13 protein-coding genes are annotated in these 16,406 nt (G+C 45.5%); 3 read left to right on the forward strand and 10 right to left on the reverse strand.

The annotated features are described in order from the left end of the window. Positions 1 to 63: 63 nt before the first annotated feature. Positions 64 to 1,023, forward strand: a complete 960-nt coding sequence (locus ORJ01_RS08135) for an alpha/beta fold hydrolase (protein WP_306177615.1) — start codon at positions 64 to 66, stop codon at positions 1,021 to 1,023. 4 nt (positions 1,024 to 1,027) lie between these two features. Next, entirely contained in the window at positions 1,028 to 2,182 is a 1,155-nt protein-coding gene (locus ORJ01_RS08140; RefSeq protein ID WP_306177616.1) for an RNA polymerase sigma factor, read from the forward strand. A gap of 101 nt (positions 2,183 to 2,283) precedes the next feature. Here ORJ01_RS08140 and greA read toward each other — a convergent pair whose 3' ends face one another. From greA to ORJ01_RS08175, 7 genes are all read right to left on the reverse strand, one after another. Beyond that, complete coding sequence (gene greA, locus ORJ01_RS08145) at positions 2,284 to 2,760, reverse strand: transcription elongation factor GreA (RefSeq protein ID WP_226751199.1); 477 nt, start codon at positions 2,758 to 2,760, stop codon at positions 2,284 to 2,286. Beyond that, the gene (carB, locus tag ORJ01_RS08150) at positions 2,757 to 5,978 is read right to left on the reverse strand and encodes a carbamoyl-phosphate synthase large subunit (protein WP_226751198.1); all 3,222 of its coding nucleotides are present in this window, start codon (positions 5,976 to 5,978) and stop codon (positions 2,757 to 2,759) included. Before carB ends, greA begins: the two co-directional genes overlap by 4 nt. Before the next feature lie 30 nt (positions 5,979 to 6,008). After that, positions 6,009 to 7,139, reverse strand: a complete 1,131-nt coding sequence (gene carA, locus ORJ01_RS08155) for a glutamine-hydrolyzing carbamoyl-phosphate synthase small subunit (RefSeq protein WP_306177617.1) — start codon at positions 7,137 to 7,139, stop codon at positions 6,009 to 6,011. A 250-nt stretch (positions 7,140 to 7,389) separates the two neighbouring features. Continuing rightward, positions 7,390 to 8,199: a 4-hydroxy-tetrahydrodipicolinate reductase gene (gene dapB, locus ORJ01_RS08160; RefSeq protein ID WP_226751196.1), complete on the reverse strand. Its 810-nt coding sequence runs from the start codon at positions 8,197 to 8,199 to the stop codon at positions 7,390 to 7,392. Between the two features lie 111 nt (positions 8,200 to 8,310). Next, positions 8,311 to 9,465 carry an iron-containing alcohol dehydrogenase gene (locus ORJ01_RS08165; RefSeq protein ID WP_306177618.1) on the reverse strand — a complete coding sequence of 385 codons (1,155 nt, stop codon included), beginning with the start codon at positions 9,463 to 9,465 and terminating at the stop codon, positions 8,311 to 8,313. A gap of 101 nt (positions 9,466 to 9,566) precedes the next feature. Continuing rightward, positions 9,567 to 10,592 (reverse strand): SGNH/GDSL hydrolase family protein, encoded by a 1,026-nt coding sequence (locus tag ORJ01_RS08170; protein WP_306177619.1) that lies wholly within the window; start codon positions 10,590 to 10,592, stop codon positions 9,567 to 9,569. 225 nt (positions 10,593 to 10,817) lie between these two features. Then, the gene (locus tag ORJ01_RS08175; RefSeq protein ID WP_306177620.1) at positions 10,818 to 12,689 is read right to left on the reverse strand and encodes an MFS transporter; all 1,872 of its coding nucleotides are present in this window, start codon (positions 12,687 to 12,689) and stop codon (positions 10,818 to 10,820) included. 212 nt (positions 12,690 to 12,901) lie between these two features. Between ORJ01_RS08175 and ORJ01_RS08180 the strand changes: the two genes are divergently transcribed. Next, a complete protein-coding gene (locus ORJ01_RS08180; RefSeq protein WP_306177621.1) occupies positions 12,902 to 14,218 on the forward strand; it encodes a Na+/H+ antiporter NhaC family protein in 1,317 nt (438 codons plus the stop codon). On the opposite strand, the gene ORJ01_RS08185 is transcribed toward ORJ01_RS08180, so the two are convergent. From ORJ01_RS08185 to ORJ01_RS08195, 3 genes are read right to left on the reverse strand one after another with little or no spacing between them, the layout of a single operon-like run. Then, positions 14,215 to 15,318 carry a nucleotidyltransferase family protein gene (locus ORJ01_RS08185; RefSeq protein ID WP_306177622.1) on the reverse strand — a complete coding sequence of 368 codons (1,104 nt, stop codon included), beginning with the start codon at positions 15,316 to 15,318 and terminating at the stop codon, positions 14,215 to 14,217. The genes ORJ01_RS08180 and ORJ01_RS08185 overlap by 4 nt on opposite strands. Before the next feature lies 1 nt (position 15,319). Then, on the reverse strand, positions 15,320 to 16,177 hold the full coding sequence (locus ORJ01_RS08190; protein ID WP_229586299.1) for an HprK-related kinase A: 858 nt from the start codon (positions 16,175 to 16,177) through the stop codon (positions 15,320 to 15,322). Beyond that, positions 16,174 to 16,401 carry a hypothetical protein gene (locus tag ORJ01_RS08195; RefSeq protein ID WP_226751190.1) on the reverse strand — a complete coding sequence of 76 codons (228 nt, stop codon included), beginning with the start codon at positions 16,399 to 16,401 and terminating at the stop codon, positions 16,174 to 16,176. Before ORJ01_RS08195 ends, ORJ01_RS08190 begins: the two co-directional genes overlap by 4 nt. Between the last annotated feature and the right edge of the window lie 5 nt (positions 16,402 to 16,406).

Below are 16,406 nucleotides of genomic sequence, written 5' to 3' on the forward strand. Positions count from 1 at the left end.
TTGTCACAGCTGCTGAGGTTGATGCGACTTAGTTAGGTCATCACCACTAACTAAGGATTTATCATGAACGCACCACAGCACACAAACCAAAACGCTACCGACAGCATTGCCAAAAAAACTCAGCAAAACAAACCAAGCTTTTGGACCTACTTTGCCATTGTCCTAACCATTGTAGGTGGTGCGATAGCACCGCAAATCAAAGCGATTGAGCAACCGCAACCGAGGGTAAGTTTTACCGTTGAGGTGGTAGGACAAGGTAAACCGGTTTTAATCATTCCCGGTTTAATGTCGGACCGCCGTGTTTGGCAAAGCACAGTTAGCGCCTTGCAAGCCGATTTTCAATTACATCTGATTAGCTTAGCCGGTTTTGCTGGTACGCCTAGCACTTTGGATGGTAAGTTTTTACCCAAAGTGCAGCAAGAGCTGTTGGGTTATGTGACCGAGCAGCAACTGCAACAGCCAGCAGTGATTGGCCATAGCCTAGGCGCTTTTCTCGCTTTTTCACTGGCAAGTTCTGCTCCGAAGCAGATTGGCACAGTTATCGCGGTAGATGGTTTGCCTTATATCGCGCCGATTTTTAGCCGCAACTCAGCAACGCAAGTGGCCGACATGCAAGCACAAGCACTGCAATTAAAAGCCTACTATCAACAACTTTCTAGCGCACAATTAAAAGCCGTTGCAACACAAGGCATCGCTATTCAGGCGAGGTCTGCAGAACATCAAAAATTAGTGCTGGACATGGCCGCGGCCTCGGATAGCCAGACAGTCGGCCAAGCTATGTATGAACTATTAACCACCGATTTACGACCGCAAGTGACAGCAATAACAAGCCAAGTCTACTTACTTGGCGCCAGTGGAGCGCTAGCACCGGATCAGCAAGTGCTGGCAGCTGCACTGTACCAACAACAAATTGAGTCTATTGCTAATGCAAAACTACTGATGAATACTGACAGTCGCCATTTTATCATGCTGGATGAACCCGATTGGTTTATCGCTCAGCTGCGTGTGGCATTAAAGGAGTAATAGCATGCACCATGCACAATTGAGCCCACAAAACACTCTAGAACAACAATTACAGCCTGATGTGATGGCCGCAATCGCAGGTGATATGCAGGCTTTTGGTCGATTAATTCAGCGCTGCCAAAACAGTGTCAGCAGCATTGCCCTAGCCATTGTGCAAGACTTGGATGCCAGTGAGGATATTTGCCAGCAAGTGTTTATTGCAGCTTGGCAGCAGCTGCGTAGCTTACAAAACACCACCAGTTTTTTGCCTTGGCTTCGTCAAATTACGCGCTACCGTGCTTATAGCTATTTGCGCGAACGGCAAGATCATCGTATAGAACGTGGTGAAAAAGCCGAAACCTTGCTCGCCGCTTTTGCTAGTGACACCTTTCCCGATGAAGAGTTACTTCGCGACGAGCAAGCCGATATTATCCGCGAGTTTTTAGCCGAACTACCGAGTGAAAGTCGTGAAATTGTACTGCTGTTTTATCGGGAAGAGCAAAATAGCCAGCAGGTCGCGGCCTTACTAGGCATAACCGAAAATAGCGTACGTAAAAAGCTGCAACGGGTACGTGAGTTGTTAAAAACACAGCTACTAAACCGTTACGGTAAGCTGATTTTAAGCACGGCGCCAAACATCGGCTTAACTAGCGCCATCATCAGTGCTTTACTGATCGGTAGCCCACCTGCAGCTGCCGCGACCGCAAGTGCCATGACAGCACACAGCAGCGGCTTGGCAAAATTTGGCTGGCTATTTAGTGGAGCACTACTTGGCGCGATCGGTGGCATGCTTGGTGTGGTGCTGGGCATGCGCGCGCCACTGAAAAACGCCGCCAGCGATAACGAGCGTAATCGCTTATTACGTTATCGCAATCAGGCTTTGGTTTGGGTTGGCCTCTCAGGCTTATTACTGGCTGCAGCATACGAATTTACCGCCGGTGCCATAGCACCGCTGCTGGCCTTTGGCCTTTTTATGACCGGCGTGGCATATTTACAAGTTCGAGTATGGCAAACGATTAAACCACGCTTGTTGGCAAAAGCAGCGCAGAGTAAACAAGCAAAACGGCAGTATCGCAACAATCTGTTCTGGTGCTGGTTTGGGATGCTCGGTGGAACAACTGCTGGTTTTGCCGGCTTGATTGCTGGCCTGATCAAAAATGGCCGCTGGTTTTTCGGTTAAACATGGCAGTCAGTTAGCCGTTAGAAACAAAAACGCCAGCGAAGATGCTGGCGTTTTTACGTTTGAGAAAACAGGGTTGTCTCAAGTGAGTTGTCGCGTTATTACAGGTATTTCACGTCAACAATTTCAAATTCAACCACGCCTTTAGGCGTAGTGATATTCGCTACGTCATCGGCTACTTTGCCAATTAAACCACGTGCAATCGGTGAGTTAACTGAAATCAGATTATTTTTTATATCCGCTTCATCATCACCCACAATACGGTAAGTCATCTCTTCTTCTGTTTCCAGATTAAGAATGGTTACCGTTGAACCGAAAATCACTTTACCCGTGTTAGGCAACTTAGTGACATCGATGATCTGCACATTGGATAATTTGCCTTCAATATCCTGAATACGCCCTTCAATAAAACCTTGCTGTTCGCGAGCCGCGTGATATTCGGCGTTTTCTTTTAAATCGCCGTGCGCACGTGCTTCAGCGATAGCTTGAATTACCGCAGGCCGTTTTACACTTTTTAACTCATTCAGTTCAATGCGCAGCGCTTCTGCGCCTTGCACTGTCATTGGAATTAAGCTCATCCGTTCACTCTCTTATGCAATTCCTGAATAGAATTTACGTTAGCAAAGGCACTGGCAGCATTCGCTTTGACAGTAGCAAAGGCCGCATTCAAGGTCGTAGTGTAGTTCGCTTTGTGCTGTAAGGCACCGCGACGCAGTACTTTAGAGTCTTCAATCGCCTGACGACCTTCAGTGGTGTTAACAATATAGCTATACTCGCCGTTTTTGATACGGTCAAGCATATGCGGCCGACCTTCAAATACCTTGTTAACAACTCGACATGGAATACCCGCATCCGCTAATGCTTTAGCTGTACCACCACTGGCATCTAACTCGAAACCCGATTCAACCATTAGTTTAGCCAGTTCAACGATGCGCACTTTATCGCTGTCACGTACAGAAAGCAAGGCACGGCCACCCGTTGGAATCAGCGTGCCACAGCCTAACTCAGCTTTAGCAAAGGCTTCGGCGAACGTATCGCCAATGCCCATCACTTCACCTGTTGAACGCATCTCAGGGCCAAGAATAGGATCGACACCTGGGAATTTGTTAAACGGGATCACCACTTCTTTCACTGAGAAAAACGGTGGAATAATTTCTTTGGTGATACCCTGCTCGGCTAACGACTTACCCGCCATACAGCGTGCACCCACTTTAGCAATGGCGACACCCGTTGCTTTAGAAACGAAAGGTACGGTACGTGCAGCTCGTGGGTTCACTTCAATTAAGTAAACTTCGTTATCTTTAACCGCAAACTGGGTATTCATTAAGCCGACTACGCCTAACTCTAACGCCAGCTTTTTCACTTGCTCGCGCATCACATCTTGAATGGCTTGCGATAAGCTGTGTGGTGGTAAGGTACAGGCAGAATCGCCCGAATGCACACCGGCTTGCTCGATGTGTTCCATAATGCCGCCGATAATCACTTCGCTACCATCACAAATGGCATCAATGTCGACTTCAATTGCATCATCTAAGAAGTTATCTAATAAGACTGGCGAGTCATTTGATACGCTTACCGCTTCATTCATATAACGGCGTAAATCCTGCTCGTCATAAACGATTTCCATGGCGCGGCCACCTAAAACATAAGACGGGCGAACCACCATCGGATAACCGATTTCTGGTGCTTTAGCGATCGCTTCATCAAAACTCGTTACCGTGACGTTTTTAGGCTGTTTTAAGCCTAAACGAGTGACGGCTTGTTGGAAGCGCTCACGGTCTTCAGCACGGTCTATCGCGTCTGGCGAAGTACCAATAATTGGCACACCGTTGGCTTCTAAGGCACGGGCTAATTTCAATGGCGTTTGGCCACCGTATTGCACAATCACCCCTTTTGGCTGTTCTTTGCGTACGATTTCCAGCACGTCTTCCAAGGTGATAGATTCAAAATACAAACGATCTGAGGTGTCATAATCGGTTGAAACGGTTTCTGGGTTACAGTTGACCATAATGGTTTCGTAACCGTCTTCGCGTAACGCTAAAGCCGCATGCACACAACAGTAATCAAATTCGATACCTTGGCCGATACGGTTTGGCCCACCACCGATAATCATGATTTTCTCACGATCGGTAGGTGCCGCTTCACACTCTTCATCATAGGTGCTGTACATATAAGCGGTGTTAGAGGCAAATTCCGCGGCACAGGTATCTACCCGCTTGTACACTGGGTGTAAACCGTAGCTATAACGTTTTTTGCGCACTTCGGTTTCACTCACACCTAAAACTTCAGCAATACGAGCGTCAGCAAAACCTTTGCGTTTTAAGCGAGATAAACGGGCTTCGTCTAAGGCGGCATAGCCATCAGTACCTAGAGCCAGTTCTTCTTTCACTAAGTCTTCAATTTGCACTAAGAACCAGTGGTCAATTTTGGTTAGATTGTAAATGTCATCTAAGGTCATACCAAAACGGAACGCATCGGCAATATACCAAATACGATGTGCACCAGGCTCACGTAATTCGCGAATGATTTTTTCTTTCGCTTCTGGTGCACTGATATCAATGATCGGATCTAAGCCCGATACACCAATCTCTAAACCACGTAGCGCTTTTTGTAACGACTCTTGTTGGTTGCGACCAATCGCCATGACTTCACCAACCGATTTCATTTGGGTCGTTAAGCGATCGTTAGCACCAGCGAATTTTTCAAAGTTAAAACGTGGAATTTTAGTTACAACATAGTCGATACTTGGCTCGAATGAAGCTGGCGTAATCCCGCCCGTAATATCGTTAGCCAATTCATCTAAGGTGTAACCGATAGCCAACTTGGCGGCAACTTTAGCAATAGGGAAACCGGTTGCTTTTGAAGCTAATGCCGACGAGCGCGATACCCGCGGGTTCATTTCAATAATGACCATACGGCCATCTGCTGGATTGATACCAAATTGTACGTTTGAACCACCCGTTTCTACGCCAATTTCACGCAATACCGCTAACGAAGCATTACGCATAATTTGGTATTCTTTGTCGGTCAGTGTTTGCGCTGGCGCCACCGTGATCGAATCACCGGTATGCACACCCATAGGATCAAAGTTTTCGATGGCACAAACAATAATGCAGTTATCGTTTTTGTCGCGTACCACTTCCATTTCGTATTCTTTCCAACCAATCAACGATTCGTCGATTAACAGCTCTTTGGTCGGAGACAGATCTAAACCACGGGTACAAATCTCTTCAAACTCTTCGCGGTTATAAGCAATACCACCGCCCGAGCCACCCATTGTGAACGATGGGCGAATAATACATGGGAAACCGATATCATCGAGTACCTGATACGCTTCTTCCATGGAATGAGCAAAACCCGCACGTGGGCAGGCTAAACCAATTGAGCGCATCGCTTTATCAAAGCGATTTCTATCTTCCGCTTTATCGATGGCGTCAGCGGTAGCACCAATCATTTCCACGTTATATTTGGCCAGAACACCTTGGCGTTCTAACTCTAACGCACAGTTCAATGCAGTTTGACCGCCCATCGTAGGCAGTACCGCACAAGGGCGTTCTTTTTCAATGATTTTTTCTACCACTTGCCAATGAATAGGCTCGATGTAGGTCGCATCAGCCATTTCTGGATCAGTCATGATCGTCGCGGGGTTAGAGTTAACTAAAATAACTCGATAACCTTCTTCTTTTAAGGCTTTACAGGCTTGTGCGCCTGAATAGTCAAATTCACAGGCTTGGCCAATGACGATCGGGCCAGCGCCTAAAATCAGAATACTTTTTATATCGGTACGTTTTGGCATTGCGTCTCAGTCTCCGTAATTCGTGTCGGCTTAAGCCTGATGTTGTTGCATCAGCTTGATAAAATGGTCAAACAGTTCAGAGGCTTCATGCGGGCCTGGGCTGGCCTCGGGATGACCTTGAAAACTAAATGCCGCTTTATCAGTACGGTGGATCCCTTGCAGGGTGCCGTCGAACAGCGATTTATGGGTAGCGCGTAAATTAGCCGGTAAGGTGGCTTCTTCAACCGCAAAACCATGGTTTTGCGCAGTGATTAACACGCGCTGAGTGTCTAAGTTTTGCACTGGGTGGTTAGCACCGTGGTGACCATGGCCCATTTTGACCGTTTTCGCACCACTGGCTAACGCCAACAGTTGATGACCTAAACAGATACCAAACACCGGAATGTCTGTTTCTAAAAAGGTTTTAATCGCCTCAATGGCGTAAGTGCAAGGTGCTGGATCGCCTGGCCCATTCGATAGAAAAATACCATCTGGGTTCAGCGCTAACACCTCAGCAGCCGGTGTTTGTGCCGGTACAACGGTGAGTTTACAACCACGATCCGCTAACATACGTAAAATGTTGCGTTTAACACCGAAATCGTAAGCAACCACATGAAACGGATGTTCAGTAATGGTTTTGTGGCCCTCACCTAACGTCCAACTGCCTTCAGTCCACTGATAAGGGGCTTTAACGGTCACTTCTTTGGCTAAGTCCATCCCCGCTAAACCTGGGAAAGCCTTTGCTTGTTGCAAGGCAACCGCGGCATCCAGATTATCACCTGCCATGATGCAGCCATTTTGAGCGCCTTTTTCACGAAGGATGCGAGTCAGTTTGCGAGTATCGATGTCGGCGATGCCGAGAATGTTGTGATTTTTGAGGTATTGACTAAGCGAGAGTTGATTACGGAAATTACTGGCTAACAGCGGGAGGTCACGGATAATAAGGCCTTTGGCCCATACCTGTCCGGATTCCTCATCTTCCTCATTCGTTCCGGTGTTTCCTATATGAGGATAAGTTAGTGTTACAATTTGTTCTGCATAAGAGGGATCAGTTAATATTTCCTGATACCCGGTCATCGAGGTATTAAACACTACCTCACCAACAGAAACTCCTTCGGCGCCAATGGCTGTACCGTGAAATACGGTGCCGTCTTCCAGTACGAGCAGGGCGGACTTAGTCAAAATAACCTCCAAACAGCAAAAAACGGGTGAAAACCACAAACGTTTTACAACCCGTTTTGACCTAAAATTCTGATACCCGTATTTGCCTTCGCCTAATGATCTCAAAGAATCAGTCGCGAGCTAGATAATTTCTTTGCTTACAGGCAAACCTCGATATTTTAGGCTATCAGCGCGAAATTAGCCATGATTTTTTTGTTATTTTACAAAAACACCGCCTTTAACATTATTTTCAGCTAAATGCCGCAAAAGTTTAATCTAACTGCGGCAATCCGAGCACTTGTTGCATGGTATAAAGTCCTGGCTGTTTATTTTGCAACCACAAAGCAGCTCGCAGTGCGCCTTGCGCAAAGGTGTTTCGGCTGGAAGCTTTGTGGCTTATTTCCAGTCTTTCACCTATATCAGCGAATAGTGCAGTATGATCGCCAATAATGTCACCGCCTCTTACCGTAGCAAAACCAATAGTTTGCTGTGAGCGCTCACCAATCATGCCTTCGCGACCATACACCGCAACCTCGGCAAGATCGCGATCTAAGCTTCGCGCAATGCTCGCCCCAATAGCCATTGCCGTACCCGAAGGTGAGTCTTTTTTAAAGCGATGATGCGCTTCAATAATTTCAATATCGGCCGTATTCCCCATCACCTTGGCGGCAGTTTGCGCTAAATGCAGCATTAAATTCACGCCGACACTCATATTAGGGGCCCAAACAATGGCGATATGCTGACTGGCTTGTTGGATTTGCGCATACTGCTGATCCGTTAAGCCGGTCACGCCAATGACCATGGCTTTACCTGCAGCCACAGCGAGTTGTAAGTGCGCTAACATGGGTTCAGGCATAGTAAAGTCGATCCATACATCAGCTTTTGCTACAGCGTTTGCAGAAGTCGCTTCTATTGGCACCCCCACAGCACCACAACCGCTTAATTCGCCAGCGTCCAGGCCTAAGACCGCTGAGCCACTGCGTACCGTTGCTGCCGTTAAAGACAATTGTTGTTCTTTTGCGACACTGACCAGCGCCCGCCCCATACGGCCATTAGCGCCAAAAATACCGATCGTACTCATCACTTACTCTGCTGTTCATCTGAATATTGACTATTAGACCAAAAAACAGCGTCAGATAGAAGAAAGAAGTGTAGCCGCCTGAAATGAAAGACGGCTTTTATTTGAAATGGCTTACAGCGCCAGTTGCAGAATACGGCGAGACACCTCGGGTGTAATATCTTGATGTTCGCCTAATGCCAGCATGTTGTGCTGCACTAACTTGCTCACTAATTGCTCTATCGCTTCAGCTTGTATGCCATAATCGGCTAAACGCGTCGGTATCCCCATGCGCTCAAAAAAATACCGCGTATGACTAATGGCTTCATCAATTAAACGCTCTTCATCTTGATGCTGTAACTGCCAGACCCGCGTTGCATACTGCAACAGCTTTTCGCGCTTTTGGCTGCGTTGCTGTTGCATTAAAGCCGGTAACACTATGGCTAAGGTTTGTGCATGATCCAGGCCGAACAAAGCAGTAATTTCATGGCCTATCATATGCGTTGCCCAGTCTTGCGGTACACCTTGGCCAATTAAACCATTTAACGCCATCGTTGCGGCCCACATGACATTGGCGCGCACAGCATAGTTTTGTGGATCAGACAGTGCTTTGGGCCCTTCAGCAATTAAAGTTAATAATAACCCTTCTGCAAAACGATCTTGCACCGGAGCATTCACCGGATATGTTAAATATTGCTCCATCACATGTACAAAGGCATCGACCACACCGTTTGCCACTTGTTTCGGCGGTAAACTGTACGTCACGGTAGGATCAAGAATGGCAAACTGTGGGTAAACCCGTGGGCTAGAAAACGCTAATTTTTGTTTGGTTTCATAACGCGTGACAACCGAATTACCATTACTTTCAGAACCGGTGGCCGGTAACGTTAAAACACAACCAATCGGCAGCGCTTGCTCAACGCTGGCGCCTTTTGCCAAAATATCCCAAGCATCCCCATCAAATAACGCCGCTGCAGCAATAAATTTAGCGCCATCGATTACGCTACCACCGCCTACCGCTAAAATTAAATCTATTTTCTCACGTCGCACAATATCAGTCGCACGCATTAACGTTTCAAAATTAGGATTAGGCTCAACACCTGAGAACTCGATCACCTCTGCCGCCTGCAAAGCTGCGGTCACCTGCTGATAAACACCATTGGTTTTGATCGATCCACCACCATACAACAGCAACACTTTTTGCTCTGGTGTAATTAATTCTGCCAGTTGCTTTATCTGATCTTGGCCAAAAAGAATACGAGTACTATTTTGATAAGAAAAATTAAACATGTTGAACTCCGCTAATACCAAGATGGTGTGCAGTAAACTTAATGCGAACGTTTCGGCACAGATTCAAGGTTTAGCGGAGAATAAGAGGGGTAAACCGCAGCTTATTGATGAATATTTTTGAGTTTCAACTGATTTTTACGGATCAGCAGTAAAACAAACCCAGCAAAAATAAAGAACATTGCTGGTTCAGGTACTTGTTGATAAACGGTTTGACCACTGTTCAATAAAACAAAAGCCTCCTTTCCTAAAACACGATGTGCCGCAGTTGTCGGATGAATTTCATCCCAAAATAAGTATTGATTGGCGTTTGAACAGCTGCGCTCTGAAGGAAAAAAACTACCTGTAACAGAACGACATTCATCTGAAGTATTCGTAAACCCTGCAGAAGCAGGGTCATTTAGAATATTACTGAAGGCTGAATAAACGTCGAGCATGTAAATGTCAGCACTATAAGTTTTAGCTAGATCAATCAGCATATCATTCAATAATGTATTCCATTGCACCGAAACAGCAGTACCAGATGCACTGTTGCTCGTTCTAGCAAACTCAGGAATTAGCCCTAAATCGGGCAAATTAGGCACTAGTAATGTCATTGCGCCATTAACTAACATACCCGTTAACATATTTTTGAAGGTGTTGACCGTGCTGGTAATAGCCATAAGCGGATTTGTCGAACCTACCAAGGACCTCATATCGTTACCACCCGCCCATGCGATATATAATGCATCAGCATCGAAGGGGGAAGAGCCTAGGCGGTTAATATATTGCTGATATTGATTTAATACACCCGTTGATACACCGGTCGAGTTATCGATTTGAGCGCCACCATAAGCAAAGTTATTACCACCGGCAGTAGAGCGAGAAGTAGGAAGTCCGAGATCGGCACTTAAATATTCATGCCAAAGTATCCCATTTGAAAATCTTCCATTAGGACCATAACCTGCTAAAGCGGCAACCGGCCCAAAAGTCCCCAGGGGTACTGTCGCACGTGTATTCCCTGTATCTGATAAGCTATCACCAAATATATATACATCTGAAAAAATGATAGCCGCATTTACCGGTGCAAAAACAAATATCAGCTGAAGTAAGATTAACTGCTTTATTTTTTTTAGATTGAGTAGAGTCATACCGAGTCCTTGCTAAATTATATTAATTATAAGCCCTAATAGGCGATCAAATAATAAGCAATTACCGTGCCCAGCGTAACATTTCCGTCGCATCACTTACATATCAAGCCATCCAGTTAACATTGAAAGCCTGCAAAATTTAAGAGAAACCTAATTCTGTAAAGATTTTGGACACAAACCAACTTCTTTAACATGGAAAATGTTAATTATGTTGAATCATAACCTTTAAAGATCATTGCCTCGCAACTGCCTGACGTGCTGCTCTAACCCAGCAGCACTGACCTGTTCAGCTGCGACACTGGGGCCGACATGCAGCTGTACCCTTGACCAAAAACGACCTTTAATTTTAAATGCGCCTTTGCCATGGTGACTAAAAAACGACCCCCATAATCCTTGCAGCGCCATCGGCACCACAGGTACAGCTGACTCAGCAATAATCCGCTCAATACCAGGGCGAAAGCGATCAATTTCCCCGTCTTTGGTTAAGTGCCCTTCTGGGAAGATGCAAATAATATTGCCCTGGGCTAACTCACGCGCAATCGCGGCAAAGGCAGCCTCGTGCACCGCTTCATCTTTATGCTTACTGCAAATCGGAATGGTTTTTGCTGCTCGAAACAGTAAATTGGCCACAGGGATCTTAAAAATACCCTGATCCATAACAAAGCGCACCGGACGGCGCACCGCACCCGCAATTAAAAGAGCATCAACATAACTCACATGATTAGCGACTAAGACGACAGGGCCCTCAGTTGGGATATGCTCTAAACCGCTTGCTTTAACGCGATACAGCGTGTGGCTTAATAAGTAAATAACAAAACGCAGCGCAAACTCCGGCACTTGGCTGTAGACATAAGCGGCAACCACGGCGTTCATCAGCGCGAGAATTAAAAAATACTGCGGAATACTCAGCTCAAATACAGTTAAGAACACAATGCCGGCGATAGCACTTACCACCATAAACAGTGCATTAAAGATGTTATTAGCGGCAATCATGCGGGCGCGTTCGGTAGGATTAGCTCGTTGCTGTAATAACGCATACAAAGGCACAATAAATAGCCCACCAAACATGCCGATTAAACTCAAATCGAGTAACACCCACCAGCCAAAACTGCTGCTTAAAAACGCTGGTAAGCTTAATAACTCAGAAGACACTGTTGCCGGCGTACTAAAATATAAACTGATACCAAAACACGTTAAACCGATAGAGCCAATGGGCACGATACCCAGTTCGACACGCTTACCCGACAAGCGCTCACACAACAAAGAACCTATACCCACACCGACAGAAAACGCCACCAGTAATGCAGTAACGACGGTGTTATCGCCTCTTAAAACGGTTTTGGTAAAATTTGGAAATTGCGTTAAATAGCTGGCACCTAAAAACCAAAACCAACTAATGGCCATAATCGCCAAATATAAAGTGCGATTTTGATAGCTAATTCGCACCGTTGCTAAGGTTTGCTGCCACGGCGCAAAATGAAAGTGAGGCGCATTTTCTACCACCCCCACTTTAGGGATTTGCAAACTCACCAGGTAACCCGCCAGCGCAAAGAAAATCACCATTAAGCCAATCCAGGTATTCGCATTGTTAATACCCACCAATAAACCACCGACGACAGTACCGAGTAAAATGGCAATAAACGTGCCCATTTCTACCCAAGCATTCCCCCCTAGTAACTGTTTGTCCGTTAAAAGCTGCGGCAATATGGCGTATTTTACCGGCCCAAAAAATGCCGATTGCGCGCCCATTAAAAACAGCACACCCAATAAATACACATATTGCTCAAACATAAAGGCCAGTGCCGCCAAACACATCAACCCCACCTCTAGTAGCTTTAAGCGCTGGATCAGCCGTGTTTTACATAAACTGTCAGCCAAAGTACCGGCTGTCGCAGAAAACAATAAAAAAGGTAAGATAAATAAGCCTGCAGCCAAGTTCATACTGACATCAACACTCCAAGGCATGGCACTGGCAGCGCCGAAAGTGAGAAGCAGCATCAAGGCGTTTTTAAATACATTATCGTTAAACGCGCCCAAGGCTTGAGTAAAGAAAAAGGGGATAAATCGTTTAGATGATAGCTTTTGCTGCGGATCCATCACTGCTCCTTGCTAGACAATCTAGCCTTATAGTTTTTTATTCTGCATCGCTTGCGGTAAATACTTGGTTTTATTATCAAGAATACTTTACCTTAGCGGTGTAAACTCAAATGCACATAGCTGCAACCTAAATGGCCTGCAGCCAACGCGGCCGCATTGACAAGACGTCTGGCCATCTATATATTGCGCAGCCATTTTATGAGGTCGCTAAATTGAATACTGTTGCCACTGTTGGCGCGCGCCGTTCGCTGCTGCCATTACTGTTTTTTATTCTGCTGTTTCTCGGAAGCGGCTTGTATTTCCAAAGCCAAAACGTCGATTATGCGTTCTATCAATTGCCTGGGCATGTTGCCATTATTCCCGCGTTAATGTTAGCCATTTGGTTACATCGCGCGCCGTTAACCCAATCAATAGAGGTAATGGTTAAGGGGGCAGGTAATCATAATATTATTACTATGTGCTTAATCTATCTGCTTGCCGGTGCTTTTGCTAGTGTGGCAACAGCCACTGGCGGGGTTGATGCGGTGGTGAATGCCGGTCTTAGTGTGATCCCGGCTCAATTTTTATTACCCGGTTTATTTATTATTGCAGCACTGGTTTCCACCGCGATGGGCACTTCGATGGGCACGATAGGCGCTTTAGCGCCAATTGCCGTTGGCTTAGCCAATCAAGCGGATTTAGAGCCGGCTTTGGTAGCCGGTGTGTTACTGAGCGGCGCCATGTTTGGCGATAACCTGTCAATTATCTCAGACACAACCATTGCCGCAACGCGCACGCAAGGTGCCAAGATGGCAGACAAATTTAAAGAGAACATTAAAATCGCTCTGCCAGCAGCGTTTTTCACCCTCATCGCTTTTAGTATAATGACCACCGCACCCACAGCCATTGTTAGCGAAATGGTTAATTGGACTGGCGTGCTGCCCTATGCCGCTATCTTATTTTTAGCCGTAATGGGGCTGAATGTGTTTGTGGTGCTACTGCTGGGTATTTTACTGGCGGCTTTGCAAGGGAGTATTTTTGCAGATTACGCTATTAGCGGTTTAGGTACCGATATTGCTACCGGTTTTGCTAACGTGCAGGAGATTTTCTTACTGGCGATGTTAGTCAGTGCCTTGAGTGAATTTATCAAGCAACAAGGTGGCTTACAGTGGATTTCGTCACAAATACAGAAGCTAACCTCAAGTATTAAACTGGCCGGCAACAAAGCTCAGCAATTGGCCATCGCCGCTTTAGCCTTTATTAGTAACCTGTGTATTGCCAATAACACGGTGGCGATCGTATTAACGGGTGATGTGAGCCGCAATTTAGCCCAGCAGCACCAGATCACGCCCAAACGCAGCGCGAGCTTATTGGATATCTTTGCTTGTATCAGTCAGGGCTTGGTCCCCTATGGTGCGCAGGCGTTGCTGTTAGGTGCGAGCTTTGGCATTTCACCGTGGCAGGTCATTACTTATAATTACTACTGTATGTTACTTTTCATCGTGGCACTTGGCGTAATCGTGTTGCGCCGCCCATCTCAAAGCGCCTAATTCTTTTTCGGGCTAAATTGATGCTTACCAAAAATGGCATCTCTTAGCCCGAAGAAACTTTTCATCGTTAAATGCCCGAGCAAAATGTGCAATGGCATTTTTAAAAAGTGTCCGCGGACAAAGGCAAAAAATACCGCAAGCTTTTGTTTCTTAGAGGTCGTTAACGGATGTTTGGGTAATAATGTGTAACCGAAAATAAAATCGAGCAAGCGCATGCGCCAAGCCGCAGGTTGGCCATTTTCCAGTTGCTGACAGACCCAGCAAGGAACCGTTGTTTGCAACAACTGCTGACAATAACGCACTGCGAGCATAAGCTCGAACTGGAAACCCGTTTCAGCGCTAAGTTTGAGGATTTCGGTCCAATCTTCTTCACTAAAGTCACTAAACAACAGATGCAAATCGGTCAGGTCACGAAAAGCGTTTTTAAAGGTTTCATTAAAAAACAGGTGAATCAAACTATGCAAAGTTATCGCAGGCAAATCCAACACCGCATAGCCTTGATCAGTCGTGATAACATGCCGTTCGAAAGCAGCGATGTTTGGGGCGCGCCCCGACACTAAAGGAACTAGGTTGTGATGGATATCTAATACGGTGCCACGTGCATGATGCCGCACAGGTGGGATCTCATGCGTCCAATTTCGATAATAATGCTCATCATAAGCGGAAATAGGCTCTCCCAAATAACCAAATAATGCTAAACGTTGTTCAATCGCCATAATATTTTGCTTAGGTACGAGCAGATCAATATCGCTAAACGTCCTGCCAAGACCGGGTTTTAGCTGAGGCTGTAAGGCATAGGCAGCACCTTTTAAAAAAACTGGTGTGACATTTAATGGCTCCAGCAAATCAATGAGCTCTTCAGCTTCAGAGTCAATTTGGCGGTACTGTTTATCAGCGAGGATCTCGGCATTTCGTAAATGATGTTGAGCGTATTCAGACAAGTTTAGGAAAATCTTAGCGCTTTTGAAGCGATAGCTATAACGGGCGAGTAATTGTTGATGGCGAAGCACCAAGATAACGTTTACCCATTGTTGAGCATTGAGCTGTAACGCAGATTCGGGTGCAACAAACAACTGACACAATAACTGATTAAACTGCAATTTATAACAACTCCTGCTCTAAGAATTCTGCAACCTCTGATAAATCATTATAGCGAACTTCAAATACCGGGACTTGTTCCATAATTGACGACAAGGTATCAAAACCTTCTGTACCAATAACACCATAATTAAAAGCATTGTTGGCTAGCTGCATAAAGCCTTGTGTTTGATTTAGTTTATAAATATCTAATTTTGTTTTTTCCGTGTAACAAGGAAAGACTACAGCAACAATCTCAGCAGGTATCGTTGCGGCATGCCAGCTTTCAACTGGTGGAGATAAATGAATCACATCGCCCTTATGTGTTCCCTTTGCAACGCTAGAAAACACTGCATTAGGAAACCAGCTCTGCGCTAATGTTATAGAACGATTTTTCAAACAGATTGGCCGAACAAAGGGTTGAACTGTTCGCGTGCGAGGTAATATCAGCGCCATCTCATCGGATAACAACCGCCAACCATTAAAAGCTAAATACGCAGTTAACGTACTTTTACCAGAGCCCGGTGGGGCTGGGAACAAAATCGCTTTATTGTTTTTTGCTAACACCGCTGAATGTATAACAACATATTGCATTTCATTACAGGCAACAGTCCAGTTCATTCCCCATTCCAGCATGGCGAAAGCCTGTTGTGATTGCAAAGGTTGAAAGGGTTCTAGCTGATCAGAAAAAAAACGAGCCTGAGGTTTTAAAAAACGCCTAATACCAGATGAATGGCGCACTCTTAATTGATAATCTGGTAATTGTTCAGTATTAAACACCGCATGCTGATAAATATGTTTTAGATTTTCGAGAACAAGTGGCAGGTCAGTTTCAATATTAAAGCAAAACGGAGGTAACAGTAATCGCTTAGTAGTTTTCATTCATCAGGCTTATTACAGCTAATTGGAAATTCAATAACTTTTTTTAGCTCTTTAACAGCTAAGACATCGGATAAAAGTGCGTGCTCATTAGCCAGAATTCGGACCATATCTGCAGCGTCAAAAGCTAAACCTAATGTTTCACCGGTGTTGTTATTAAAAAAAACGGTACCAGAACCATCGGAAAAACTGTGAAAAATAAAATTTTTCTTAACTTTTAACAACAACTTAG

The organism is Alishewanella sp. SMS8, from assembly GCF_030737935.1.
GTDB lineage: Bacteria > Pseudomonadota > Gammaproteobacteria > Enterobacterales > Alteromonadaceae > Alishewanella > Alishewanella maricola.